This is a genomic window from Aeromonas sp. 600479 (assembly GCF_049175515.1).
Taxonomy (GTDB): Bacteria; Pseudomonadota; Gammaproteobacteria; order Enterobacterales; family Aeromonadaceae; genus Aeromonas; species Aeromonas veronii_A.
In genome coordinates, this window is record NZ_JAAKVF010000004.1 from 92811 (window position 1) to 117650 (window position 24840).

General features: G+C 58.6%; 24 protein-coding genes. 10 read left to right on the forward strand and 14 right to left on the reverse strand.

Translation table 11 applies throughout. The features are described from left to right. Positions 1-5: 5 nt before the first annotated feature. The 9 genes from G5149_RS06500 to pspA all read right to left on the reverse strand — a co-directional run bounded on the left by G5149_RS06500 (position 6) and on the right by pspA (position 8463). Entirely contained in the window at positions 6-974 is a 969-nt protein-coding gene (locus G5149_RS06500) for an ABC transporter permease (protein WP_337072906.1), read from the reverse strand. Further along, entirely contained in the window at positions 971-1984 is a 1014-nt protein-coding gene (locus tag G5149_RS06505; RefSeq protein ID WP_206877046.1) for an ABC transporter ATP-binding protein, read from the reverse strand. Before G5149_RS06505 ends, G5149_RS06500 begins: the two co-directional genes overlap by 4 nt. A 100-nt stretch (positions 1985-2084) precedes the next feature. Beyond that, positions 2085-3230 (reverse strand): ABC transporter substrate-binding protein, encoded by a 1146-nt coding sequence (locus G5149_RS06510; RefSeq protein WP_158113403.1) that lies wholly within the window; start codon positions 3228-3230, stop codon positions 2085-2087. A gap of 197 nt (positions 3231-3427) precedes the next feature. Then, on the reverse strand, positions 3428-4351 hold the full coding sequence (locus G5149_RS06515) for a LysR family transcriptional regulator (protein ID WP_005346246.1): 924 nt from the start codon (positions 4349-4351) through the stop codon (positions 3428-3430). Between the two features lie 190 nt (positions 4352-4541). Further along, the gene (locus G5149_RS06520) at positions 4542-5573 is read right to left on the reverse strand and encodes a YcjF family protein (RefSeq protein WP_236272075.1); all 1032 of its coding nucleotides are present in this window, start codon (positions 5571-5573) and stop codon (positions 4542-4544) included. A 53-nt stretch (positions 5574-5626) separates the two neighbouring features. Beyond that, on the reverse strand, positions 5627-7033 hold the full coding sequence (locus G5149_RS06525) for a YcjX family protein (RefSeq protein WP_421212120.1): 1407 nt from the start codon (positions 7031-7033) through the stop codon (positions 5627-5629). 102 nt (positions 7034-7135) lie between these two features. Next, positions 7136-7540 carry an envelope stress response membrane protein PspC gene (gene pspC, locus G5149_RS06530; RefSeq protein WP_005333670.1) on the reverse strand — a complete coding sequence of 135 codons (405 nt, stop codon included), beginning with the start codon at positions 7538-7540 and terminating at the stop codon, positions 7136-7138. Then, complete coding sequence (pspB, locus tag G5149_RS06535) at positions 7537-7773, reverse strand: envelope stress response membrane protein PspB (protein ID WP_005333672.1); 237 nt, start codon at positions 7771-7773, stop codon at positions 7537-7539. Before pspB ends, pspC begins: the two co-directional genes overlap by 4 nt. 3 nt (positions 7774-7776) lie before the next feature. Then, positions 7777-8463, reverse strand: coding sequence for a phage shock protein PspA (gene pspA, locus G5149_RS06540; RefSeq protein ID WP_421212121.1), 687 nt, complete (start codon positions 8461-8463; stop codon positions 7777-7779). 196 nt (positions 8464-8659) lie between these two features. Here pspA and pspF point away from each other — a divergent pair, with 196 nt between their 5' ends. From pspF to G5149_RS06575, 7 genes are all read left to right on the forward strand, one after another. Next, positions 8660-9688, forward strand: a complete 1029-nt coding sequence (gene pspF, locus G5149_RS06545) for a phage shock protein operon transcriptional activator (protein ID WP_005333674.1) — start codon at positions 8660-8662, stop codon at positions 9686-9688. 108 nt (positions 9689-9796) lie between these two features. Next, positions 9797-11392: an ABC transporter substrate-binding protein SapA gene (sapA, locus tag G5149_RS06550; RefSeq protein WP_216980316.1), complete on the forward strand. Its 1596-nt coding sequence runs from the start codon at positions 9797-9799 to the stop codon at positions 11390-11392. A 2-nt stretch (positions 11393-11394) separates the two neighbouring features. Further along, positions 11395-12354: an ABC transporter permease gene (locus G5149_RS06555; protein WP_288728356.1), complete on the forward strand. Its 960-nt coding sequence runs from the start codon at positions 11395-11397 to the stop codon at positions 12352-12354. Positions 12355-12393: 39 nt separating this feature from the next. After that, positions 12394-13287: an ABC transporter permease subunit gene (locus tag G5149_RS06560; protein WP_005346264.1), complete on the forward strand. Its 894-nt coding sequence runs from the start codon at positions 12394-12396 to the stop codon at positions 13285-13287. After that, on the forward strand, positions 13287-13415 hold the full coding sequence (locus G5149_RS06565; protein ID WP_421212122.1) for a hypothetical protein: 129 nt from the start codon (positions 13287-13289) through the stop codon (positions 13413-13415). Before G5149_RS06560 ends, G5149_RS06565 begins: the two co-directional genes overlap by 1 nt. Then, a complete protein-coding gene (locus tag G5149_RS06570) occupies positions 13415-14413 on the forward strand; it encodes an oligopeptide/dipeptide ABC transporter ATP-binding protein (RefSeq protein WP_005333679.1) in 999 nt (332 codons plus the stop codon). Before G5149_RS06565 ends, G5149_RS06570 begins: the two co-directional genes overlap by 1 nt. 34 nt (positions 14414-14447) lie before the next feature. Then, positions 14448-15233 carry an ATP-binding cassette domain-containing protein gene (locus G5149_RS06575; protein WP_005333681.1) on the forward strand — a complete coding sequence of 262 codons (786 nt, stop codon included), beginning with the start codon at positions 14448-14450 and terminating at the stop codon, positions 15231-15233. A gap of 105 nt (positions 15234-15338) precedes the next feature. Here the strand turns inward: G5149_RS06575 and htpG are convergent, their stop codons facing one another. Further along, complete coding sequence (gene htpG, locus G5149_RS06580; protein WP_337072913.1) at positions 15339-17252, reverse strand: molecular chaperone HtpG; 1914 nt, start codon at positions 17250-17252, stop codon at positions 15339-15341. A 164-nt stretch (positions 17253-17416) separates the two neighbouring features. Next, the gene (gene recR, locus G5149_RS06585; protein ID WP_019444931.1) at positions 17417-18019 is read right to left on the reverse strand and encodes a recombination mediator RecR; all 603 of its coding nucleotides are present in this window, start codon (positions 18017-18019) and stop codon (positions 17417-17419) included. A 214-nt stretch (positions 18020-18233) separates the two neighbouring features. Here recR and G5149_RS06590 point away from each other — a divergent pair, with 214 nt between their 5' ends. After that, a complete protein-coding gene (locus G5149_RS06590; RefSeq protein ID WP_421212123.1) occupies positions 18234-18956 on the forward strand; it encodes a DUF2982 domain-containing protein in 723 nt (240 codons plus the stop codon). Between the two features lie 474 nt (positions 18957-19430). Continuing rightward, the gene (locus G5149_RS06595) at positions 19431-20462 is read left to right on the forward strand and encodes a LacI family DNA-binding transcriptional regulator (RefSeq protein ID WP_005346285.1); all 1032 of its coding nucleotides are present in this window, start codon (positions 19431-19433) and stop codon (positions 20460-20462) included. A gap of 145 nt (positions 20463-20607) precedes the next feature. On the opposite strand, the gene G5149_RS06600 is transcribed toward G5149_RS06595, so the two are convergent. The 3 genes from G5149_RS06600 to G5149_RS06610 all read right to left on the reverse strand — a co-directional run bounded on the left by G5149_RS06600 (position 20608) and on the right by G5149_RS06610 (position 23452). Further along, a complete protein-coding gene (locus tag G5149_RS06600; RefSeq protein WP_337072914.1) occupies positions 20608-21027 on the reverse strand; it encodes a GNAT family N-acetyltransferase in 420 nt (139 codons plus the stop codon). Between the two features lie 96 nt (positions 21028-21123). Next, entirely contained in the window at positions 21124-23145 is a 2022-nt protein-coding gene (locus G5149_RS06605; protein ID WP_216978941.1) for an alpha-glucosidase, read from the reverse strand. Between the two features lie 103 nt (positions 23146-23248). Next, positions 23249-23452 carry a hypothetical protein gene (locus G5149_RS06610; RefSeq protein WP_254204486.1) on the reverse strand — a complete coding sequence of 68 codons (204 nt, stop codon included), beginning with the start codon at positions 23450-23452 and terminating at the stop codon, positions 23249-23251. Between G5149_RS06610 and G5149_RS06615 the strand changes: the two genes are divergently transcribed. Beyond that, on the forward strand, positions 23435-24823 hold the full coding sequence (locus G5149_RS06615) for a glycoside-pentoside-hexuronide (GPH):cation symporter (protein ID WP_337072916.1): 1389 nt from the start codon (positions 23435-23437) through the stop codon (positions 24821-24823). The two genes, G5149_RS06610 and G5149_RS06615, sit on opposite strands and share 18 nt — an antisense overlap. Positions 24824-24840 lie beyond the last annotated feature (17 nt).

The window sequence follows — 24840 nt, forward strand, 5'->3', positions numbered from 1 at the left end:
TAGGGTCAAAGCGCATCAAAAGCCCCCAGTCGTTTCGCGATCGCCAGATAGATGGCGATGATAAGGATCGGCACCAACGAGAAGGCGGCGGCGAAGGGCAAGTTGCCCGCAGTCCCCTGCTGCATATAGACCACCTGACCGATATACATGGTCGAGTTGCCAATGATGCCGGGGATGATGTAATCACCGAGGGTCAGCGAGAAGGTGAAGATGGAGCCCGCCACCACACCGGGCAACGCCAGCGGCAGGATCAGGTTGCGAAAAGTCTGGGCGGGTGTTGCCCCCAGATCACTGCTCGCCTCCAGGAGGGATCGCGGAATACGCTCCACCGCCGCCTGAATGGGCAGGATCATGAAGGGCAGCCAGACATAGACGAACACGATAAAGGTGCCGAGCCGCGAAAAAGAGAGCGACGGGCCACCTATCACCGGCAGGGAGAGGATGGCATCGAGCAGCCACTCCAGCCCCATGCTGTCCGCAAGCCAGCTCACTACCCCCTCCTTGGCCAAGATCAGCTTCCAGGCGTAGACCCGCACCAGATAGCTGGACCAGAGCGGCAGCATGATCCCCACATAGAACAGCGCCCGGGTCTTGCCACTGGTGTAGCGCGCCATGTAGTAGGCCACCGGAAAACCGAGCAGGGCGCAGGCCAGGGTCACCAGCAGCGACATGCCGACGGTGCGGCCGATCACATCCAGATTCTCCGGCCGTAGCAGGGCGACGAAGTTTTGCAGCCCCAGCTCGTGGCGCACCTGACCGCTGAACTCGTCCAGCCCGAACAGAGAGTTGGAGAGCAGCATCAGCAAGGAGCCGACATAGATGATGCCGAGCCACAGCAGCGGCGGCCCCAGCAGGATCGCCAGCAGCAGGCCGGGCCGACCATAGAGCAGGGTCGAGAGGCGCCGCAGCGGCCTGAAACGGGCAGGTTCGGGCTGATGGTTCATGGCAAGACTCGCACTGTGAGAGGCACTCATGGCTGCGCCCCCTGATGGGCGCCGCTCAGGCGATGGATGGCCTGCTCCGGCCAACTGAGGCTGACCCTGCTGCCACGCGCCAGACGGGCCTGCCCCTCATTGGGGTGGTTGACGATGATCTCGAGCTGCTCCCCGAGATCAACCCGATAACGGACGAAGGGGCCCAGATACTCCACCTCGCGGATCTCCCCCGACCAGCCCGGCGCGCCCGCCTCAGCGAGCCGGATCCGCTCCGGGCGCACCATCATCTGGCTGCCGTCGCCGCACAGCCGTCTGGCCTGCTCCCCTTCGAACAGATTGACGGTGCCAACGAAGCGGGCCACAAACGGCGTTGCCGGAGCGTCGTAGATAGTATCGGGCGCAGCGATCTGCTCGATCTTGCCCTGACTGAAGATGCAGATCCGGTCGCTCATGGAGAGCGCCTCCTGCTGATCGTGGGTGACGAAGATAAAGGTGATGCCCAGCTGGCGTTGCAGCGCCTTGAGCTCAAGCTGCATCTGCTCTCGCAGTTTGAGATCGAGGGCCCCCAGCGGCTCATCCAGCAGCAGGATGCGTGGCTGGTTGATAAGCGCCCGGGCGATGGCGATGCGCTGGCGCTGGCCGCCGGAGAGCTGGCTCGGGCGGCGCTTGCCGACCCCGGGCAGTCGCACCAGCTCCAGCATCTCGTCCACCTTGCGGTAACGCTCCGCCTTGGCGACCCCCTTGAGCATCAGGCCATAGCCGATGTTGTCGCGCACATCCATGTTGGGAAACAGGGCGTAGTCCTGAAACACGGTATTGAGGTTGCGATCATAGGGCGGCACGGTGGAGCAGGGTTCGCCAAACAGGCGGATCTCCCCGTCGCTCGGGTACTCGAAGCCCGCGATCATCCGCAGGCAAGTGGTCTTGCCGGAACCGCTCGGCCCCAGCAGGGTAAAGAATTCCCCGGAGGGGATCTGGAAAGAGATGTCGTCGACCGCCTTCACCTCGCCATAGTGGCGACTGACCCGGTCAAATTGTACGGCGTTCATGGGGCGTCCTTGTCTGTACTGGGATGGGCCGGACTCCTGTCCGGCCCGCTTGATTATCCGGTTTGAGCAACTGTGCAGAGGAAACGCTGCTCACCCCACCTCAGCGACCGCCCAGAATGGCGATATAGTCGGAAACCCAGCGGTAATAGGGCACGCAAGTTCCCTGGCTCTTGCACTGGGAGACCGGAGTGCGCCAGAAGCGAACCCGATCGAAGTTGTCGATACCGTTAGTTTTGCACCCGGTCGGGCCCAGCAGGGCATTGCCCTCGCAGGCGGCAGGTACCACAGGCACCGAGCCAAACCAGGCGGCGAGATCTCCCTGCAGCTTGTTGCTCAGGGAGTGCTCCAGCCACTTGTAAGCGCAGGTGAGGTTCTTGGCATCGCTGTGCACCATGCTGGTATCGGCCCAACCGGTCACTCCCTCTTTCGGCACAGTGGTGGCGATGGGCTGCTTGTCGGCGATCAGGGCGTTGGCCTGGAACGGCCAGGAGCCTGAGGCAACCACCCCTTCGTTCTTGAAGTCGTCGATTTGAACGAAAGCATCATGCCAGTAGCGTCCCACCAGCTGGCGCTGCTTGCGCAGCAGATCGAGGGAGGCCTTGTACTGCTCCTCGTTCAGCTCGTAAGGATCCTTGATGCCCAGCGCGGGCTGATGGGTCATCAGATAGAGGGCGGCATCGGCGATGTGGATCGGGCCGTCAAAGGCCTGCACCCGCCCCTTGTTAGACTTGCCATCCGCCAGGGTCTGTTCCTCGAATACCACGTTCCAGGAGTCCGGTGCCTTGGGGAATACCTTGGTGTTGTACATCAGGATATTTCCGCCCCACTGGTAGGGCACGCCGTAGTGCTTGCCATCCACAGTGTGCCAGGGGGCATTTTGCAGACGGGGATCAATCTTGCTGTAGCTCGGGATGAGCGCCAGATTGAGCGCCTGCACCTTGCCACCGGCAATCAGACGCAAGCTGGCATCGCCGGAGGCGGTCACCAGATCGAAGCCCCCCTCGTTCATCAAAGCTACCATCTCGTCCGAGGTGGCCGCCGTTTTGACGTTCACCTTGCAGCCGGTCTCTTTCTCGAATCCGGTCACCCAGTCGTAGTTCTTGTCGGTCTCACCACGTTCGACGTAGCCAGCCCAGGCCACAATATTGAGCTGGCCTTCACCCTTGCCGAGCTCGGTCGGGGCAGCCTGGGTCTGGCCTGCCAGCAGCGCCGGAACAAGAGCCAGCATCAGAGGGGTCAATTTCATCATGCACTCCTTGCATTGTGTTGACTTGCATCAGGTGAGGGAACGCCGCCGTGGGCGTTAACATCCTGTTAACCAGCAATGAGCTTAGGGGAGTGGCAATACGATGAATATTTCAATTTTTGGTGGCTCAGGTATCAGCTAAATCGATACCGAGTGCAGATGAATCTGATTTTTGGTGGCTACCCCGCAAAAGATGGCTAGCGAGGGAGCGCCTGACGGGCCCGCAACCGGCTCTGATCCCGCGCAATATCGATAAATTCCCGCGCCGTCCAATCCAGCCGAGAACCACGGCGCCACACCAGCCCGATATCGATGGCGGGAATGGGCTCCTTGATGGGGCGCGCCTCGACCCGCTCCTGCTCCAGCGACCAGGGGCGATAGGCAAAATCGGGCAGCAGGGCGACCCCGAGCTGGCTGGCGACCAGACTGCGCACTGCCTCCACCGACGCGGTGCGCAGCACGATGCGGGGGGAGATGCCGTAGCGGCGCAGGCCGCCACCGATGATCTGATCGAGCTGATCGGCGGTCAGCGAGATCATCGGCTCCTCCCCCAGCGCGGTGAGCGAGAGGGTCGACTCGGCGCAGAGCGGGTGATTGGCGGCCAGCCAGAGCCGCAGCGGCGAACGGGTCAGCAATTCGGTATCAAACGCCTCTTGCCGGATGGTGCGGTTGGTCATCAGGATCCCCACATCCACCTCGCCGTTGACGATCTGGTGCTCCAGAAAAGGCTGTTCATCCTCCTTCACCTCGATCTGTACCGCCGGAAAGGCGCGGCGAAAACGGCCGAGCGCCTCTGAGAGGTAGTAACCCGCCACCAAGGTGGTCACGCCGATGGTGAGTCGCCCCTGATCCTGCTGGGCTACTGCTTTGAGTGAGTGGCTCGCCTCGGTCATGGCGCCGAGAATACGGCGGGCGTGGAGCAAAAACTGGTGGCCCTGAGTGGTGAGGGTGACGCCGCGCGGATTGCGCTCGAATAGCGGGGCACCGAGCTCGGTCTCCAACTCGCGAATGGCGCTGGTGACCGCCGACTGGGAGATATGAAGCTCGGCTGCGGCACGACTCACTGAGAAGCTGTCGGCCACGGCCACAAAATAACGGATCTGGCGAAAGGTAAAGTTCATCGGTCATCCTTGCCGATTGGTACGATGAGTGTGATTGGTAAGATTGACTGCCAGCTTAACCGTAAACGGGCGCCTCGCCAAAACCGGGCACTGCTGCCAACTCAATGATCTGCCGATTAAAACCATGCCCCTGCGACTTGGCGAGCACGACAGGGGCATGGGTCATCGCAGCAAGGTGCAGACAGGGCTATCAGGATTTGTTGAGATACCCCGCCAACTGGCCGATCAGCCGCTTGCGCAGCTCTCCCAGTTTGGGTTTCTCGTCCGCACACCAGGGCAGCGGGCGACACGCCTCTATAGTACGCAGGCCAAGGCGAGCGGTGAGCAGCCCGGCCCCCACCCCTTGCGCCGCGCGGGCAGAGAGCTTGGCGGCAAACTCGGCGCCCAGCAAGTCCATCCCCACCTCGGTCACCAGTTCGGTGGCACCGGCATAGAGCATGTTGCGAAACACCTGACGAATAAGGCGAATGCGGCTCCAGTAGCCGAGCTCGATGGCGTAGACATCGGCGATATCCTCGATCATCCGCAGGTTACGCCACAACATCAGCATCATGTCGACGGTGGCGAGCGGGCTGAGCGCCACCAGCACGGCGGCCTCCCCCGACCATTTGGCCACCCGCGCCTGCGCCAGTTTGTCGCGCTCGCCGAGCACCAGCTGGCTATAGAGGGTCAGCACCTCCCGATCGCTGTGGCTCTCGTCGAGCTGGGCCAGCCAGGTTTGATACCCCTCGCGCCCCTTGTCGCCACTTTTGACCGCCAACCCTTCGCAAAAGGCCTGCCCCTGCCCGACTCCCTGATGGGCCAGCAGATCTTCGGCACGCGAGCGCACATCCTGACGCCGCTTGAGGGTGCGCAGTCGCAGCCACTCGCGCCCCACCACGCTGGCGGTACCCGCCGCCACCAGCGCCGAGGCCGCCAGCCAGGCGCTGCCCCAGAGCGGGGTGGTGAGAAATTGATCGTAAAGGAAAGCGCCATACTGGCCCAACGAGAGCAGACCGACCGCCCCCAGCCCCCACGCCAGTAGCCGATGACGGCGGCGCGGTTTGCTGACGAGGGCGCTCTCCACCTCGGTGAACTCGTCCAGCTCATCGAGACGCTCGAAGCTCGCCTCCTCCAGCCGCTGAGCCGGTGCGGGCGGTCGCTCGTCACTGGCCACCGTCAAGGCTGGCTCAAGGATCACCTTGCCCTGCAGCGGTGGCCGCTCTTTTATCTGATCGTTCATCGCATTGTTCTCCTGTGCGCAGCCTTCGGCTCAGGTGCCAAGACCGCACACCGTTATTCGAGGTGATCCCCGAGCAGAAACTCCAGCGCCGCATCGAGCCGGATATGGGGCAGCGCCTGATGGGGGCTCATGGGCATGGGGCGAAACGCCTGAAAATCAAAACCCTGACTGTTCCACCACTGTGCGGGGGGAGTATGAGGCGGCACCTCTCCGGGGAACAGCAGCAGCGGCTCACCGCTCAGACTGGTGCCGCGGATTGCGGGGAACTCGCGGCCATTGGCCACCCCCTTGCCCACTTCGGTCGCCTTGATGGCGGCAAGCGCCAGACACTCGGTGGTGATCCCCTCAAAACGGGCCTGACCGCGACCGCTGCGTACCAGATGCTGGAGCAGGGAGACCATGGGCCCATGCTGTTCGGGGGTAACGTGATCGGCCTTGCTCGCCACAAACAGCAGCTTGTCGATACGGGGCGAGAAGAGCCGCCGCCACCAGTTGCTTTTGCCGTAGGCAAAGCTCTCCATGATGCGGGCGATGGCCTGCTGCATGTCGCCAAAGCTGGCCGCCCCGGCGTTAAGCGGCTGCAGGCAATCCACCAGCACGATCTGGCGATCAAAGCCGGCAAAGTGCTGCTCATAAAAACCCTGCACCAGATGCTGTTTGTACTGCTCGAAGCGCTGCTTGAGAGTAGCGTAAAGAGTGCCATCGGCGGGCTCGCCGACAGGCATCTCCCACACCCAGGGTACATATTGCAGCATGGGGGCACCGGCATACTCCCCCGGCAACACGAAGCGACCGGGTTGAATAAGATGCAATCCCAGCTCCTGTTTGCAGGCATGCAGATAGGCGGTGTAGCGCTCGGCCAGCTCAGCCACCGGCCGCTCTTCGAAGCGCTGATCGGCCTGCCACCCGGGTGTCAGCCAGCTGGCGGCAAGTGCCTGCAGCTCTGGTCGACGAAGTTGCTCGCGCACCTGTTCGCTCCACTGCTCGTAGCTCATCTCAAGGAGCGGCAAGTCGAGCAGCCACTCCCCGGGGTAGTCCACCAGATCCACGTAGAGGGTGGAGATCTCCCCCAGATGCTTGCGCAGGGGATGACGGGTGCGATAACGGATTTCGAGGCGCACTTCGGCCACGCCGCGAGTGGGCTCGGGCCAGGCTGGTGGATCGCCAAACAGGGAGTCGAGGCCACGCTCGTAAGCAAAGGTAGGAATGTGGGCATTGAGCTGCGGCACCCGGCGGGCACCGAGGATGCGCCCCTGACGCAGGGCATCCCACAGGGGCAAACGGCCATCTATGGCCGCGTGTTCCAGCTGGTTGACCAGCGCCGTGATAAAGGCGGTTTTGCCGCTGCGAGAGAGGCCGGTCACCGCCAGCCGGATATGGCGATCCCGCACCCGGTTCACCACGTCGTTCGCCTTGTGTTGCAGGCGAGTCAACTTCTGTTCCAGTTTATTGAGTATCAAGGCTTGACCCGTTCTCCCTTGGTGGTTGCATCTGGATAGTTGGTGTCGATGGTGGCGCATCACGGGAGGCGCCGCCATCGACATTGAGTGCTTGAGCAAGAACTACAGCTTGCGAAATTCCCGCTGCAGGGTGAACTCCCTGGAGGTCACCAGCTTCTCGATCCGCTGAACTCTGGGCTCCAGCGCGTCAAGTTCCTGCGCGATGCGGCCCAGCGCCTGATGAGGGGTGATCCCCGCCTGCCAGCTGCGCGCTTTCATCCGCACCTCAGCAAAGTCGGCATCCTCTTGCGAATAGAGGGTGACCGGCTTTTTGTCGAGCAAGAACCAGGCGGCGATATAGGCGGTGAAGGTAATGAAACCGGCGAAGATAAGGCCACTGATGGCGAGCAGCCGCACGATCCAGGTCTCCACCCCGAAATACTCAGCCAAACCGGCACAGATCCCGGCTATCTTGCCACGCTGGGGATCGCGATAGAGGTTACGCCCTTCACGACTGACACTGCTCATACCTTGTTCCTCCAACCGGGTACTTCTGCATCCAGAATTGATTCCAGCGCGCCCACTCGCTCCTGCATCTTCTCGGTGCGAGCCAGCAGCCCTTGCAGCTGTTCCCGCTCGCTATCGGCAAGACCGGCGCCAATGCGCCCCTTGGCACGATAGTGCAGCACCAGCCAGATGGGGGCTACCACCACCATGAAGACCACCATGGGAACCATCAATACGCCCAGCAGATCTTCCATCTGTTACTCCCCCTGTTTGCCTTCGCTTTTGCTGTCGCCCTGGCCCAGCTTCTGGCGCATGGCTTCCAGCTCACGACTTATCTGATCGTCCACTTCCAGCTCGGCAAACTGCTGCGCCAGCGCCTTGTCGGACTGTCCCAGATCGGCGCGCGCTTCCATTTCGTCGATGCGACGCTCCATCCGCTCAAACTTGCTCACCACCGCCTGGCTCTCGCCACGGGCTACCTGGCTCTGCACATTGAGACGGCTGCTGGCCGCTTCGGCGCGAATGGCCATCGCCTTTTGACGGGCGCGGGCATCTTCCAGCTTGGCTTCCAGCTGGCGGATCTCTTCACCCAGCTTCTCGATGCCGCTATCGACCGCCTGCTGCTCGCGGTAGAGGGTCTCTGACAACTCGGTCTGTTTCTTCTTCTCGATAAGGGCGGCGCGGGCCAGATCTTCACGCCCCTTGGTCAGGGCCAGCTCGGCCTTGGCTTGCCACTCGTCGACCCGCTCCTGATGACGGGCGACCTGACGACCAATCTCTTTCTGGCTGGCGAGGAAGCGGGCCAGATTGGAACGCTCTTTGACCAGCTCGTCCTCCATCTCCTGGATGATCAGGCGCACCATCTTCTGGGGATCTTCTGCCTTGTCGAGCAGGGCCGTCAGGTTGGAATTGATGATGTCGGCCAGACGGGAAAAAATACTCATGATTGCACTCCTGTTATTGGCATGGCGTTGTTTCTCCATTGACAATGGCAACTTGTGTGCCAATCTGGAACAAAATTTAACTTGTTGATTTATATGGGGCAGAATAGCCGGATTGCAAGATGCCTCGCGCAAGTGATGATTAAAATCACCAACTTTTGGTAAGATTGACCAGCTTTAACAACTGACAGGGATCACTATGACCACGGCCACGGAAAGCCTGCTGGGGGAATCCAACGCATTTCTCGAGATCATTGAGCAGGCCTCACGGCTCGCCCCGCTGCGCAAACCCGTGCTGATCATCGGTGAGCGGGGGACGGGCAAGGAGCTGATCGCCCACCGCCTACATTATCTCTCGGCGCGCTGGGATCAAAGCTTTGTCACCATCAACTGCGCCACCCTGAGTGAGAGCCTGCTGGAGACCGAGCTGTTCGGTCACGAAGCGGGGTCGTTTACTGGCGCCGCCAAGCGCCATCAGGGCCGCTTCGAGCGGGCCGATGGCGGCACCCTGTTCCTCGACGAGCTGGCCACCACCAGCGCCCGGGTGCAGGAGAAGTTGCTGCGGGTCATCGAGTATGGCGAGTTCGAGCGGGTGGGCGGGGCCAAGCCCCTCAAGGTGGATGTGCGGCTGGTCTGCGCCACCAACGAGGATCTCCCTGCGCTGGCCGACAAGGGGCAGTTTCGCCACGATCTGCTCGACCGGCTCGCGTTTGATGTGATCACCCTCCCCCCCTTGCGGGAGCGGCGGGAAGATATCCTGATGCTGGCGGAACACTTCGCCCACAGCATGACGCGGGAGCTGGGCTATCCGCTGTTTGCCGGTTTCTCGCGCAAGGCAACCCAGCTACTGCTGGATTACCACTGGCCGGGCAACGTGCGGGAGCTGAAGAACGTGGTGGAGCGAAGTATCTATCGTCAGGGCAATCCCCAGTTGCCGCTCTCGACCCTGGTGCTCAACCCGTTTGATTCCCCCTGGCGACCACAGGTCACGCAACCAGCTCAAGAGGCCCGAAGCGAGGTACAATCTGCATCCCCCCTCGCCTTGCCGCTCGATCTCAAGCAGGCGGTGGCGGAGTACGAGATTAATTTACTCAAGCAAGCGATGCAGCAATCCCAGTATAATCAGCGCAAAGCCGCTCAACTGCTGGCCTTAAGCTATCACCAGTTCCGTGGCATGCTACGCAAATATCAGCTGCTGGATGGCGATAACGATGCAGAACAAGAGTGAAGGAGCGCGGTTGATGCCGACTCCAGCAACACGCCAGCCTTCGCGCTGGCACATTTGTATCAAAACGTGCGTACAAAACCCCTATAAGAACATGGTTCAACAATGAGAATGCTCACACCCTTGCTGCTGGGTCTGCTGGTGCTGGTCACCGGCTGCCAGAAGCAACCCGAGGCCTCCAAAACCGGGCTTATCTATTGCGCTGAGGGCTCCCCCCTCTCCTTCAATCCCCATGTTTCCAACTCAGGGGTGACGCTGGATGCCAGTGCCCGTCCGCTCTACGACCGCTTGCTGGAAGTTAACCCCAACACCCTGGCGCTGGAGCCGGCGCTTGCCACCAACTGGCAGATCAGTGAGGATGGCCTCACCTACACCCTGACCCTGCGCGAAGGGGTAAGCTTTCACCATACCGCCTGGTTCACACCTAGCCGTCCCTTCAATGCCGACGACGTGGTCTTCACCTATGCCCGCCAGCTTGACGAGCAGCACCCCTATCATCTGGTTTCCGGCGGCGACTACCCCTACTTCTTCAGTCTGGGGCAGGATCAGCTGATCAAGAAGGTCTACAAAAAAGGGCCACACACCGTCGTCTTTGAGTTGAATCAGCCCAACGCCTCTTTCCTTGCTACCCTGGCGAGCGACTATGCAGTGATCCTCTCGGCCGAATATGCCGACCAGTTGCTCAACGCAGGCACACCGACCCTGCTGGATAGCCGCCCCATCGGTACCGGCCCGTTCAGCTTCAAGGAGTATCGTCACAACGAGTTCATTCGCTATCAGCGCCATCCCGCTTACTGGAACGGGCCAGCAAAAATTGAACAACTGGTTTACGACATCACCCCCAAATCCGCCAAACGGCTGGCCAAGCTGCTGACCGGCGAGTGCGACGTGATGAGCACGCCGGCTGCCAGCCAGCTCTCGGTGATCAAAGAGCACCCCGACTTGAGCCTCTCGGTCCAGTCAGGAATGAATGTCGCGTTTTTAGCCCTCAATACCCGTAAACCACCGTTCAACAACGTCAAGGTTCGCCAGGCCATTGCCAGCGCCATCAATGTCGACAACCTGCTACAGGCGGTCTATTTCGATACCGGCCTGCCAGCCAACAGTCTGCTGCCCCCCCTCTCCTGGGGCTACAACCCCAGCCTGCCCGAGCGCAAGCCCGACCTGAAACGGGCACGCCAACTGCTCAAGGAGGCCGGGCTCGAACAGGGACTGGAAATGCAGGTACTGGTGCAACCGGACGCCCGCCCCTACAACCCGGATGCGGTCAAGACAGCCCAACTGATCCGCAGTGACCTGGCCAAGGTGGGGATCAAACTCAAGATTGTGCAGCAAGAGTGGCCCGTCATTGAGAGACGCCTGCTCAATGGGCAATACGACAGTCTGCTCTCCGGCTGGATCGCCGACAATGCCGACCCGGACAACTTCTTTCGCCAGTTGCTGAGCTGCTCTGCGGTGGAGCGGGGCAACAACTACAGCCGCTGGTGCAGTCCGGCCTTCGACCAGCTGCTGGATGATGCGGTCACCACACCCCAGCTCTCGTTCCGGCTGCGCAACTACTATTACGCGCAAACCCTGCTCAATGAACAGTTGCCGCTCATTCCGCTGGCCCATGCCCTGCGTACCCAGGTCACTCGCAGCGATATCGAGGGGCTGACACTGATGCCCTTTGGCGGCACCTCCTTCAATCAGGCCTACAGGGAGTAAGCATGCTTCTATACATCTTGCGCCGCATCAACCTGCTGCTCATCACCCTGCTGGCGCTGACGCTGGTCGCCTATCTGCTGGAGTATCGGTTGCTCGGTCACGAACTGAGTTTCTGGCGCGGTTATCCCGACTTTCTGCGCCGTATTTTTGCTGGCGACCTGGGGATCTCCAGCGTCTCCGGGCTGCCGGTGCTGGACGAGATCCGCCACTATTTTCCCGCCACCCTGATCCTCTGCCTGGCGGCATTTGCCATCTCGCTGCTGGTGGGCATTCCCCTCGGCACTCTGGCGGCCCTGTCACAAGGCAAGACGCTGGATCTCTCCATCATGACCGCAGGTCTTATCGGCTATGCGGTACCGGTATTCTGGTTGGCACTGCTGGTGGTAATGCTCTTTTCGCTGGATCTTGGGTGGCTACCGTCATCAGGACAGATCAGCCTGCTCTACGATGTACCACACATTACCGGTATTGCCCTGATCGATGTATTGTTGAGCCACGAGCCCTGGCGACAAGCAGCACTACATGATGCCCTGCGCCACCTTATTCTCCCGTCACTGGTGCTGGCGGTGGTGCCCACCACCGAGGTGATCCGTCATGTGCGCAGCTCCCTCATCGACGTGATGAAGCAGAACTACATCAAGGCGGCGGCGAGCCGGGGCCTGTCCAAGGCGCAGATCGTCTGGCGCCATGGTCTGAAGAACGCCCTGCCGCCGGTACTCCCGCTGCTGGGCTTGCAACTGGGCAGCGTGCTCACCTCCGCCATGATCACCGAGGTGGTGTTCGAGTGGCACGGGATCGGCCGCTGGCTCATCAGCAGCATCGCCCTGCAGGATTACGCCGCCATTCGTGGTGCGACTCTGGTGGTGGCCAGTTTCGTTATTCTGATCAGCGTCAGCACAGAGTTGCTGACCACCCTTATCTATCCGGCACGGCGCAAAGAGCTCTATGCCAAACAGGATTGAACGCGCTCATGGCGTGACCAGGAGCCAGGTACCCTCCCTATGCAAGATAAATCGAACATTTACCCCGAACTCAAGATCCTTTCGCCCCTTGAGCAGACGTGGGCATCCTATCGCCGTAACCCGCTGGCGATGGCGGGCCTCTGGTGTTTTTTACTGTTGCTGCTTGTCACTCTGGTGGGGCCACTGGTCGTTCCCTACGGCATTGATGAACAACACACCGACAAGCTGCTGCTGGCCCCATCCTGGGCGGCAACCGGCAATATCGACTACTTCCTGGGCACCGATGATTTGGGGCGCGACATGCTCTCCCGGCTGGTGGTAGGAGCACGTCTCACCTTCGGCTGTGCCCTGGTCGTGGTGGCGATCGCCATGGTGGTCGGCTCTGCCATTGGTATCCTCGGTGGCATGAGCAAGGGGCTCAAATCGAGTGTGCTGCACCATCTGCTCGATACTCTGCTCTCCATCCCCTCCCTGTTAATGGCCATCATCATGGTTGCCATTCTGGGTCCGGGCCTTGGCAACACCCTGATCGCCATTACCCTGGCATTGATCCCCCCCTTTATACGGGCCACTTACAACGCGGTGCATGCCGAGATGCAGAAGGAGTACATCATTGCCAGTCGGCTCGATGGCTCGCCCCCCTTCAGGATCATGCGTCTGGCTATTTTGCCCAATATCGTCGAAACCCTGGTGGCCCAGACTACTCGCACCTTGTCGGCAGCCATCCTCGATATCTCGGCAGTCGGTTTTCTCGGCCTCGGCGCCCAGTCTCCCCAACCGGAGTGGGGCACCATGCTGGCTGATTCGAGCGATCTCATCTATCTCGCCCCCTGGACCGTCACTTTGCCGGGCATGGCTATCCTGTTCAGCGTGCTGGTCACCAACCTGGTTGGCGAAGGCATCCGCGAAGCGCTCAAAGAGGGGAATGACTGATGCAATGCTCTGTGCCCAAGATAGACATGCTCACCCTTGTCCCCCACTCATTCCTGTACGGCGTGCAGGTCAACCCATCGCTGGTTGGTGAAGGCATTCGTGAAGCACTCAAAGAGGGGAATGACTGATGCCTCTGCTCGACATACGCAACCTCACCATCGAGATCGACACCCCGCAGGGCAAGGTCAAGGCGGTGGACAAGGTGAGCCTGACCCTGACCGAGGGGGAGATCCGCGGTCTGGTGGGTGAATCCGGCTCCGGAAAAAGTCTGATCGCCAAGGTGATCGTCGGCATCGAGAAAGACAACTGGACGGTTCGTGCCGACCGGATGCGTTTCAACGACATGGATCTGCTGACCATGGCCCCCAAGGAGCGCCGTCGCATCATGGGCCGCGAGATCGCCATGATCTTCCAGGACCCCATCAGCTGTCTCGACCCCTCCGAAGAGATCGGCACCCAGCTGGAAGAGGCGATCCCGACCGATTCGTTCGAGGGACAATTCTGGCAGCGCTTCCAGTGGCGCAAGAAGAAGGCCATCGCCCTGCTGCACCGGGTAGGCGTCAAGGATCACCGCAAGGTGATGCGCGCCTATCCCCACGAGCTGTCGGATGGCATGTGCCAGAAGGTGATGATCGCCATGGCCATTGCCAACCAGCCGCGTCTGCTGGTAGCCGACGAGCCTACCAGCGCCATGGAGTCCACCACCCACTCCCAGATCCTGCGACTGCTGGACAAGATGAACAAGCTGGGCAATACCACCATCCTGATCATCAGTAACGATATCGCCGCCATCGCCAACCTGACCGATACCATCAACGTGATGTACTGCGGCCAGATGGTGGAAGTGGGCACCCGGGAGCAGATCCTCGAGACCCCGCATCACCCCTATACCGATGCCCTGCTCAAATCGATCCCCGACTTTGACAAGCTGGTGCGCCACAAGTCGCGCCTCGAGACCCTGCCCGGCGTCATCCCGCCGCTGCAACACCTGCCCATCGGCTGCCGTCTGGGGCCGCGCTGCCCCTACGCCCAGAAGCAGTGCGTGCAGACTCCGTTGATGAACAAGATCAAGGGCCATCAGTTCAGCTGCCACTTCCCGCTGAACATGGAGGAGCCAAAAAAATGATGACCGTTAATGCCCCCATGAAGGAGCCCCGCTTGTGATCGAGCCGTCCCTGTTGCAGGTCAGAGGCCTTAGCAAAACCTACCAGAACCGCACCGGTCTATTCCGTCGTCAGGCGGTGGAGGCGATCAAGCCCCTCTCGTTCGATCTCGAAGTGGGTCAGACCCTCGCCATCGTCGGCGAAGCTGGCTCCGGCAAGAGTACCCTCGCCCGCATTCTGGCCGGGATGATCGAACCCACCAGCGGCGACATCGCCATCGACGGCCAGCTGATGGTGCATGGCGATTACCAGACTCGCTGCAAACTGCTGCGGATGATTTTTCAAGATCCCAACACCTCGCTGAACCGCAAGATCCGGGTCGGCCAGATCCTGGAGACACCGCTGCGCCTCAACACCGAGATGACTGAAGAGGAGCGCCGCGAGAAGGTGGTGCAGACCCTGCGTATGGTGGGGATGCTGCCGGATCACGCCCTCTTCTACCCGCAGATGCTCTCCTCCGGTCAGCAGCAGCGGGTGGCGTTGGCGCGCGCGCTGATCCTCAACCCCAAGATAGTGGTGGCCGATGAGGCGCTCTCCACCCTGGATATCTCGGTACGCTCCCAGATCATCAATCTGCTGCTGGAGATGCAGGAGACCATGGGACTGAGTTATGTGCTGGTAGCCAACGATTTGGGTATCGTCAGCCATATCAGCGACGAGGTGCTGGTAATGCACGAAGGTCGGGTGGTGGAGCGCGGCAAGACTCTCAAGGTGTTTGCCGATCCCCAACATGAGGTGACTCGCCGTCTCATCCAGAACTACAACAACGAATACCGCAAATAGAGAGACTCTGGCCGCCTCCCTTGCCACTGTGTTTCGCCGAGCTCACTCGGCGGGATCAAAAAAGCCCACTGCATGCAGTGGGCTTTCTGTTACCGGCGTTGCTGCTTAGGCTTGCAGCAGCAGACGGTTGATGCGGGAGACGAAGCTCGCCGGATCGTTCAGCCCGCCCTGCTCGGCCAGCTGGGCCTGTTCGTGCAGCAGGGTGACCCACTCACCGAACAGCGCCTCGTCTTCAATGGTATCGAGCTTCTTCACCAGCGCATGGTCAGGGTTGAGCTCCAGAATGTACTTCTGCTCCGGTACCGGCTGGCCGGCCGCGCGCATCAGCTTGATCATCTGGGTGCTCATACCGTAGGCGTCGGTGACGATGCAAGAGGGGGAGTCAGTCAGACGGTGGGTGACACGCACCTCTTTCACTGCATCGCCCAGGCTCTTCTTGACCCGCTCAACCAGACCGGCGTTGGCCTTCTCGGCCTCTTCCTGTGCCTGCTTGGAGGCTTCGTCTTCCAGATCGCCGAGATCCAGCTCGCCACGGGTGACGGAGATAAGTTGCTTGCCATCGAACTCGGTCAGGTGGCTCATCAGCCACTCGTCCACGCGCTCCCACATCAGCAGCACTTCGACACCCTTCTTGCGGAAGATCTCGAGGTGCGGGCTGTTCTTGGCGGCGGCATAGGAGTCAGCAGTGATGTAGTAGATCTTCTGCTGACCTTCCTTCATGCGGCCAACGTAATCTTCCAGCGACACGGTCTGGGCTTCACCCTCGCCAGCGGTACTGGCAAAGCGCAGGAGCTTGGCGATCTCTTCGCGGTTGGCGTAATCCTCGGCCGGGCCCTCTTTGAGCACGTTACCGAACTCTTTCCAGAATTTGGCGTACTTCTCGGCATCGTCTTTCGCCAGCTTGGAGAGCATGGTCAGCACGCGCTTGGAGCAAGCCTTGCGCAGGGAGGCAGTCACCTTGTTATCCTGCAGGATCTCGCGGCTGACGTTGAGCGGCAGATCGTTGGAGTCCAGCACCCCTTTGACGAAGCGCAGGTAGGTCGGCATAAACTGCTCGGCGTCATCCATGATGAAGACGCGCTGCACATAGAGCTTCAGACCGTGCTTCTGATCGCGGTTGTAGAGGTCGAACGGTGCGCGGGCCGGTACGTAGAGCAGGCTGGTGTACTCTTGCGCCCCTTCCACCCGGTTGTGACCCCAGAGCAGCGGATCTTCAAAGTCGTGGGCGACGTGCTTGTAGAACTCCTGATACTCCTCGTCCTTGATATCTTTCGGGTTACGAGTCCACAGTGCAGTCGCGCGGTTGACCTGCTCCCACTCGCCCGGGGTGCCGACGATGGTCTCACCATTCTCTTCGCGATCCGGGGTACCCTCTTTGAACATCTCGACCGGTACACTGATGTGATCGGAATATTTGCCCACCACGGAGCGCAGACGCCAGTCATCGAGGAACTCGTCCTCTTCGGCGCGCAGGTGCAGGATGACGTCGGTACCGCGACCCTCTTTGGTCACATCAGCGACGGTGAAGGAGCCTTCCCCTTCCGACTCCCACTGCACACCCTGCTCCGGAGCAGTACCGGCGGCGCGGGACACCACGGTCACCTTGTCGGCCACGATAAAGGCAGAGTAGAAACCGACCCCGAACTGACCGATCAGCTGGGAATCCTTGCCCTGATCGCCGGAGAGGTTCTTGAAGAATTCGGCGGTGCCGGACTTGGCGATGGTACCCAGATGCTCAATCACCTGATCACGGGTCATACCGATCCCGTTATCGGAGATGGTCAGGGTACGCTTCTCTTTGTCCACCACCAGGCGCACACGCAACTGGCCGTCGTTTTCGAACAAAGAGGCATCGGAAAGCGCCTTGAAGCGCAGCTTGTCCGCCGCATCGGATGCGTTGGAGATCAGCTCGCGCAGGAATACTTCTTTGTTGGAGTAGAGGCTGTGAGCCATCAGGCTCAGCAGTTGTTTGACTTCAGTTTGAAAGCCGTGGGTTTCGGCATGAACACTTTGGGTCATGGACCAATCCTCAGAAACATCGGGTTGAACATACGCCCAACCTAGATGGGGACAGCGATCCAAATATCAAGGGGGCGAATGTGCAATCCTGCTCATTCGCCCCCTGTTGGCGTGTAACCGCCGATTTTATGTTCAGTTTTTCGCGACTTGTCACCACCCGCCCCTTACTTGAGGCGCTGGCGTCCCATCAGGGAGTGGGAGAGCGTGGTGCCATCCACCAGCTCCAGCTCACCCCCTACCGGCACGCCATGGGCGATGCGACTCACCTCCACCCCGGCCGCACGGGCCATATCGGCGATATACCAGGCGGTGGCATCCCCCTCGATGGTGGGATTGGTGGCGAGGATCAGCTCGCTGATGTGCTCTTCCTTCAGGCGGCGCTCCAGAATATCGAGCCCCAGCTCCTCCGGGCCTATGCCGTCCAGCGGCGACAGATGGCCCATCAGCACGAAGTAGCGACCGGAAAACTGGCCGGTCTGCTCGATGGCGGCCACGTCCGCCGGACTCTCCACCACGCAGAGCAGACCGTTCTCTTCCCGCTTGGGATTGGCGCAAATATCGCAGCGATCGTTCTCGGTAAAGGTGCGGCAGTGGCTGCAGTGGCCAATCTCGGTCAGGGCGCGAGAGAGCAGCTGGGCCAACCGCAAGCCGCCGCTGCGCTCACGCTCGAGCAGGGTAAAGGCCATCCGCTGGGCAGACTTGGGCCCCACCCCCGGCAATACCTGCAGGGCTTTCATCATCTCATCGAGCAGGGGACTGAACTTCATAACACTCCTTACACAGGCCTGGCCCTCGCCACCACCTGGGCCACGACGGGTCAGCAAAACAGGATAACGCCATTGGCGCAGGACTATACCCGAGCCGGCCCATGACTGCCATTTGCTTTGCTGGCCAGCGCAAAAACGCGGCTCTTATACTTGCTCAAAGACAATCAGGTGGTGTCATAAAAGATCGCCCCTCTCATCAGGACAAGGAGGTTAAATGGAGACACAACATATAAAGCCTCTGGTCCGCCGAAACGGGCTGACCCTGATCTGGGCCGGGGGGCTCATCACCAGCCTGATGCTATTACTGCTCTGGTTGCTTGTGGAAGGCCCGGTGCTCCCGGCCTATATATTGCTACTGAGTGGCATGATGATGACCTTGATAGGCTGGCTCAAGCTCAATGAACCCCCGATCAGCCTCTCCCTATGCCAGCAATCCCTCCACTATCACCACAAATATGGCGGCTGGGCACTGAAGTGGCACAACATCCAGCGTATCGATCAACCCAGAATCCATGTTGGTTGGGATCTCCAGCCCCTGCCCTATATCGGTTTCAAGATAAAACAGTATGACGAGTTTCTGACCCTGATCACTCCCAGACTGGCCGTGCATCTGTTGACAGAGCAGCGCCCTGTGTTGCTGCATGCCTTGCATAATGAGAAGCCCCATGAGCAGCCTGTGCATACCAATGATCCCTTACAGGGCATCGACTGGCTGGAGGAGAGTCACTTTTGCTCCCCGCAAGGGCTGCACTACGATGGCGCATTGGCCATGCTGGCCCACCGGATGATTCGCATGCGCCACTTGCTCGGTTATGACCTGTTGATCCCGGTAGGCAGCCTGGATCGGGAACCGGACGATTTCCTCAAACTGCTGCGCCAATACCGGCAGGAGGCGAACGTATCTCCACTACCTTCATCAGAGCCACATGCTCAATAACCCCCATGCCAAGTGGTTGTCGCTACGTCCCAGGCACTGAACGGTGAGCTATCCAACGCGGTTGTAACACCCATTAGACGATTGCAGAGAGTGCCGATGAGAACTACCTATTCCCATAACACTAAACACTCATACTCATACCCTGAAGTAACACCCCTTCACCATGGGGTGTGGTGTTTATTTGAACAGTGAACTGCCATGGGTAATGGCGGTTAAACAGGCTCATTTTTCGACGTTGGATGCCAAAACGGTCAAGCGCTCTTGGCAACACGTTTTTATTTGTAATGGCTAACCAAAATCTAATTACCATACAAGTAACCCGAATTGCCGACGCACCTCCTACAGCGAATCATCACTTTTACTTAAGCCTTATTTTTTATACACTTAAATACATGTCGGGAGATTATTGGATGGCTTTACCCTCAGATCACGAAGGATATCGAGCCGAGTAAAACCAATCAGGAAGCAGAACACGTGTCCTCGAGAAGCAAACAAACCGTCAAGCTTGATGATGTCGCGGCCCTGGCCAAAGTGTCCCCCTCGACAGTCTCACTTTATGTACGTCATCCAGACAAGGTAAAAGCCAATACCGGCCATAAAATTCAGCGTGCCATTGATGAATTGGGTTATGTGCACAACAAAATTGCCAGTCAGTTTACTGCCGGGCGAAGCTCGGCAATGGCAATTATCGTTCCTTCCATTTCCAATATTACCTTTAGTACCTTTGTCCAACAGATTGAACATATCGTGAGTGATGCAGGTTTTCAGCTCTATATCGCATCTCATGATCACTCCATGGAAAAAGAGGAGCAGCAGATCCGCTCCATTTTACAATGGTCTCCTGCTGCCATAACCCTCACTGGCGCTAAGCACAGTGATACTACGATTCGTATGCTGGAGCACAGTGCGGTGCCTGTGGTTCAAGCATGGCAAATCGGTGAAGCCAGTCCGTTTGTCGCGCAGGTCGGTATCGATCATTTTCAGGTGGGTTACGATGCCGCATCTTACCTGATACGCTCCGGTTGCCATAAAATTGCCTATTTCACGACCCGTTTTAACGATGACGTGCGTGCGCAGAGCCGCTACAGCGGCTTTTGCCAGGCACTTGAGACGGCGGGTATGGATCCCTTGTTGGTCGAAATCCCTTACAGCGACAATATTTATCCCGCCGCGCGCGAGCTACTCATCAAGACACTGCTCAAAGAGCGCAAACTCGACGGCATTTTTGCATCAAACGATACCATTGGTACGGCATTGCTGATGGAGGCGATTGCACGCAATATCCCGGTACCAGAGCAACTCTCTATCATCGGGTTTGGCGACTTTCCAGGCAGCGGTTATCTGGCACCCGTGACCTTGTCCAGTATCAATATCAATATCCACTCTGTTGCCAGCCAGGCTGCATCCATGATGTTGCGGATGGCTCGCGAGCCCGATTATAAAGGCGAGATCATTGATGCCGGATTTGACTTGATCCCCAGACAGAGTACCCGGTTTGTTTTGTGACCAAGCCAATACAGTCACACCATGAACCATCACAAAACCATGGCCTTGATAAATAGCCCATGAAGATAAATGCCCCCCATGTATCTACCAAAACACTATCCGTTGCGTCAGATATTTTTAAGCAGGACACCAGTCACTGCCTGCGCTACAAGGTTTTGGTTAAGTAATATCGTTGATGAAACACCGGGCACTTTTCCAACGTCATGACGACTGAATACCCCCGCGCTTGGTAAAAAGGCTTTGCTTGAAAGCTAAAAGTATCGAGCTGTGAAAAACAGCAGCCGCGCTCGCGGGCAGCCTGCTCCATCGCCGCCAATAACCGGCCTCCTACACCGCGCCCCCGCAGGCTACTGGCCACCCACAGATACTCGATATAGAGCCAGTTACCGTAGGTATGGCCGCTGCATCCTCCGGCACGACGCATCTGATCATCCTGATAGAATATGGCAAGTGGGCGACGTATCTGTTCACCGACAAACTCACGATTGGTTTTGATCAGGTTGTCTCGTAAAAAATCTATGTCGTCCTGGCTGGGGTTTTGCACAACGTCAAGAGTGTCAATCATGCTGCTCTGCTCCTCTGTTGAAACATAATGGCCGTGAACATTGTCACGGCCATGGGTTATCCGGGTCGCATCCTCTATAGCGAACGCCGGTGCGATTTACGCCAGATCCTTTAGCTCGGCAAACAGCGAAGTCCAAGGACTTTTGGCACGATAGAACACCGGGGGCTGGCCAATCGGTGCAGGCAGAGTGACCCGCTGGCCCCCTGTAAAGCGCTGGCCGCTCCAGACATGCGTCCACTGCTCACCTGCAGGCAGGTAAGTTGTCCACTCACGCACATCCCCTTGGTGAACCGGTGCCACCAGCAACTCTGACCCATAGAGGTATTGATCCTGTATGACGTAGGTCTCGGGATCATGTTCAAAATGCAGCATCATGGCACGTTGAACCGGATACCCTTTCTCGGCCGCTTCATCCACCAGGCTACGCAAGTAAGGAGTCAGGTGGCAATAAACTCGGGTCATCCGGGCAAAATGCGCCAACGTGCTGCCATCCTGGTCAAACTGGAAATTCTCATCAGGGCGGTTACCTTCGTGGGTACGCATGACTGGGGTAAAGGCAGCCATTTCAACCCAGCGGTCAAACAGCTCCTTGGTTCGACGGTTGCCAAACAGTGAGGTGTAGCCACCGATATCCGAGTGGTGATACGCGTTCCCCAACATACCGGAGGAGAGCGCCCCCGAGATCACCGTGACCAGACCGTCGTGACGGCTGAAATCGACACATTGATCGCCTGCCCACAGTAGCGGGCAGTATTGCTGCACCCCGGTGTAACCGGCTCGCATAAAGAACAGGGCATCACCGGTTTGGCCGTTCATCGCGATCGCTTCAGCGTTGCACTGGGCCCACAGAGTCGGCCAGGCATTGTGCATCAGCTTGGCATCGACACCGTTGTGCAGGTAGATATTATCGGTCGGCAGGTACTCGCCAAAGTCAGCCATCCACCCCTTGATCCCCATATCCAGCATGTTTTTACGCAGCACGGTATCACGGAACCAGGCCATGGCATCTGGATTGGTAAAGTCGATACAGCCGCAATAGAATTCGCCAAAGTCGACCAGCGCAACCTGACCATCCTTGTCCAGCGCCATATAGCCGAGCTCTTTGGCGATCGGAAACAGCTTGCCATCTTCACACAGGTAGGGGTTGACGTAGGCCATGAACTCGATGCCCTGGTCATTGAGCGCCTTGATCCTGGCGGGCAGATTGGGGTAGCGATCCTGATGGTGCTGCCAATCCCAGTCCCAGAACAGGCGCTTGCCAAACGAGGTGACCCGCAAGCCGCACCAGTCTTCACTCCACAGACCCGAAACCTTGATACCATGGTCAAGGGCGTTTTCCAGACGACTGAAGGTATTGACCTCTCCCCCCTTCAGACCAAGGATCGCCCCCTTGTAAACCCACTCAGGCAACCGGGGCTGGCGGCCAAACCGGGCGGACAGTTTTTCGATAATGCCCAGATAGCTCTCTGCGGTGCGCAACTCGATGGCCTGCGGGATCGCCCACACTTGCAGCTCATGAAACCCTTCGTGACGAAAATCGAAATCGGCATAAGCGGTGGTGTCGATATGGCAGCTGTATTTGCGAGAGGAGACAAACGTGGGTTGCGGATAGTTGGTGTGGTAGTAATCCCCACCGGCTTTGCCCATCACATCGGCTTTCCATTTGATCTCGCTGTGGGGATGGCGACCAACACCGGGCTCTGACGTCCACAACGGAAAGTGACGACCACGCAAATCGAAATAGGACATCTGCTCGCCACAACCCCAGACATGCTCTTTACGTTCGGCCGGCAATCTGACCCAAAAGCGGTTATATGCCTCGTCCAGTATGGTCGGATAAAGCATCACATCATCGCCATCACACACCACTGCCACCTGTAGCAAAGCAGGAGTAAAGGCATTCGGGGCAAAAACAAACAGGTTGTTGTCAACCTGTTCGATATGAGCCAATGCAACGCGAGACTCGATGTAGTCTTCGATGTCAAAGTTGCCGCGATAAATTTCCATTTTTTCCCGGCCCTTGCCTATATAAAACGCCGGGGCATCCGCTTGATGAGAAAATAACAACTGCTGCTGGTGCTGAATCGTTAACGCCTGTGACGAAAATTCGAGTTGCATTGCATAAGCTCCTGTTTAGTCGGGCCATCCCCGCTTGCTCGCAAACACAATAATAGCGCTACGATTTCATTTCAATCGCGTAAAACCCAAACAGCGATCTCGATCACCAATCAACACCCGCCACATGAAAACGTTTGGCCCGTTTGCAAACACCATTTGTAAGAGAATCCTTAACCACCAGCGCAATCTCTCGATCTGGATCCCACTTTTCAACAATCACCCTTGCGCCAACAATCGCATCGCTACGATTATTGGGCTGCCGGATGGATTCCACACTATGGAGAATAAAATGGTTGTTCAGGCGCATATCGAAAGCAGACTGCCTTTTAGGGAAAAACTTGCCTATGGCGTCGGCGATTTTGGTTACAACTTTGTATTGAATATCACCACCCTCTACCTGCTTAAATTTCTGACCGATGTAGCAGGTATCAATGCGGCGTGGGCAGGCGTCATCTTTTTGGTGGCGAAAGTGTTCACCGGCTTCACCGACCTGGGCACCGGCATTTTCCTCGACACCCGCAAGAGCTTCGGACCTCGCGGCAAGTTTCGTCCGATGCTGCTCTGGACCATAGTGCCGCTGTTTGTCTGCAACATGTTGCTGTTTTGCAATTTTGAGCTCGACAGCGAGACCAAGACCACCCTGTTCATCGTCTGCTTTATGGCCTTTGGCCTGTTCTTTAGCTTGGGCAATGCCAGCTATGGCGCCATGGTGCCCTCTATGACCAAAAATGTTCAGGATCGCGCAGAGCTGGCAGCATGGCGTCAGGGCGGAGCCAACACTGGCTTGTTGCTGGCCACCGTCGGTTTCATGCCCATCGCCATGTTGTTTGAATCCCAGGAGACCGGCTACATGGTGGCAGCCCTGGCCTACACCTCGGTCGGCTTGGCGGCGGTACTCTTTTGCTACCTCAACGTCAAAGAACACCACACCATCATAGGTAATGACCCTGACCAGATCGTCGAGAAGCCCACTATCAAGGAGGGGCTCAAGGCGGTACTCAAGAACAACCAGTTGCTGGTGCTGGCAGTAGCCAACCTGCTGACCCTCTCCGCATTCAACGTCAAACTCACCGTGCAGGTCTTCTACGCCCAGTACATTCTGGGTGATGTCTCCATGGTCTCTTACATGAGCTTTGTCAGCATGGGGTGCATCTACCTCGGGGTGTTGTCTGTGCCTGCGCTGGTACGCCGCTTCGGCAAAAAACCTGTCTATCTGGCCGGATTGTGCCTGTGGATCTCCGGCGACATTGCCAACTACCTGTTCGGTGGCACCGTCATGAGTTACGTGCTGTTCACCTCGCTGGCGTTCTTTGGCACCTCTTTCGTCAACAGCCTTAACTGGGCATTTGTCTCAGATACCGTTGAGTACGGTGAGTGGAAAACCGGTACCCGTACCGAAGGCTTGGTCTACTGCGGCATGACCTTCTTTAGAAAGTGTTCGCAAGCTATCGCAGGGTTCGTCCCCGGGTTCGCTCTGGCACTGGTTGGCTATATGCCCAATGTGGAGCAAACCGATGCCGCCAAAGCCGGGATCACCGGACTGATTTTCATCTACCCGGCAAGCCTGGCCATCGTAACGGCACTGGTGGTGGCCCTCTTCTACACCCTCAACGAGCAGCGCTATCAAGAGATCATCGCCAGCCTTGGTGCCCGCCGTGTGGCGACCACCCAAAGCTGACTCTCATGCAACTGGCA

Coding starts and splice junctions, on each gene's coding strand:
- G5149_RS06500 (WP_337072906.1), bottom strand. CDS start 974: ATGAGTGCCTCTCACAGTGCGAGTCTTGCCATGAACCATCAGCCCGAA.
- G5149_RS06505 (WP_206877046.1), bottom strand. CDS start 1,984: ATGAACGCCGTACAATTTGACCGGGTCAGTCGCCACTATGGCGAGGTG.
- G5149_RS06510 (WP_158113403.1), bottom strand. CDS start 3,230: ATGAAATTGACCCCTCTGATGCTGGCTCTTGTTCCGGCGCTGCTGGCA.
- G5149_RS06515 (WP_005346246.1), bottom strand. CDS start 4,351: ATGAACTTTACCTTTCGCCAGATCCGTTATTTTGTGGCCGTGGCCGAC.
- G5149_RS06520 (WP_236272075.1), bottom strand. CDS start 5,573: ATGAACGATCAGATAAAAGAGCGGCCACCGCTGCAGGGCAAGGTGATC.
- pspC (WP_005333670.1), bottom strand. CDS start 7,540: ATGAGCAGTGTCAGTCGTGAAGGGCGTAACCTCTATCGCGATCCCCAG.
- pspB (WP_005333672.1), bottom strand. CDS start 7,773: ATGGAAGATCTGCTGGGCGTATTGATGGTTCCCATGGTGGTCTTCATG.
- pspA (WP_421212121.1), bottom strand. CDS start 8,463: ATGAGTATTTTTTCCCGTCTGGCCGACATCATCAATTCCAACCTGACG.
- pspF (WP_005333674.1), top strand. CDS start 8,660: ATGACCACGGCCACGGAAAGCCTGCTGGGGGAATCCAACGCATTTCTC.
- sapA (WP_216980316.1), top strand. CDS start 9,797: ATGCTCACACCCTTGCTGCTGGGTCTGCTGGTGCTGGTCACCGGCTGC.
- G5149_RS06555 (WP_288728356.1), top strand. CDS start 11,395: ATGCTTCTATACATCTTGCGCCGCATCAACCTGCTGCTCATCACCCTG.
- G5149_RS06560 (WP_005346264.1), top strand. CDS start 12,394: ATGCAAGATAAATCGAACATTTACCCCGAACTCAAGATCCTTTCGCCC.
- G5149_RS06565 (WP_421212122.1), top strand. CDS start 13,287: ATGCAATGCTCTGTGCCCAAGATAGACATGCTCACCCTTGTCCCCCAC.
- G5149_RS06570 (WP_005333679.1), top strand. CDS start 13,415: ATGCCTCTGCTCGACATACGCAACCTCACCATCGAGATCGACACCCCG.
- htpG (WP_337072913.1), bottom strand. CDS start 17,252: ATGACCCAAAGTGTTCATGCCGAAACCCACGGCTTTCAAACTGAAGTC.
- recR (WP_019444931.1), bottom strand. CDS start 18,019: ATGAAGTTCAGTCCCCTGCTCGATGAGATGATGAAAGCCCTGCAGGTA.
- G5149_RS06590 (WP_421212123.1), top strand. CDS start 18,234: ATGGAGACACAACATATAAAGCCTCTGGTCCGCCGAAACGGGCTGACC.
- G5149_RS06600 (WP_337072914.1), bottom strand. CDS start 21,027: ATGATTGACACTCTTGACGTTGTGCAAAACCCCAGCCAGGACGACATA.
- G5149_RS06605 (WP_216978941.1), bottom strand. CDS start 23,145: ATGCAACTCGAATTTTCGTCACAGGCGTTAACGATTCAGCACCAGCAG.
- G5149_RS06615 (WP_337072916.1), top strand. CDS start 23,435: ATGGTTGTTCAGGCGCATATCGAAAGCAGACTGCCTTTTAGGGAAAAA.
- G5149_RS06610 (WP_254204486.1), bottom strand. CDS start 23,452: ATGCGCCTGAACAACCATTTTATTCTCCATAGTGTGGAATCCATCCGG.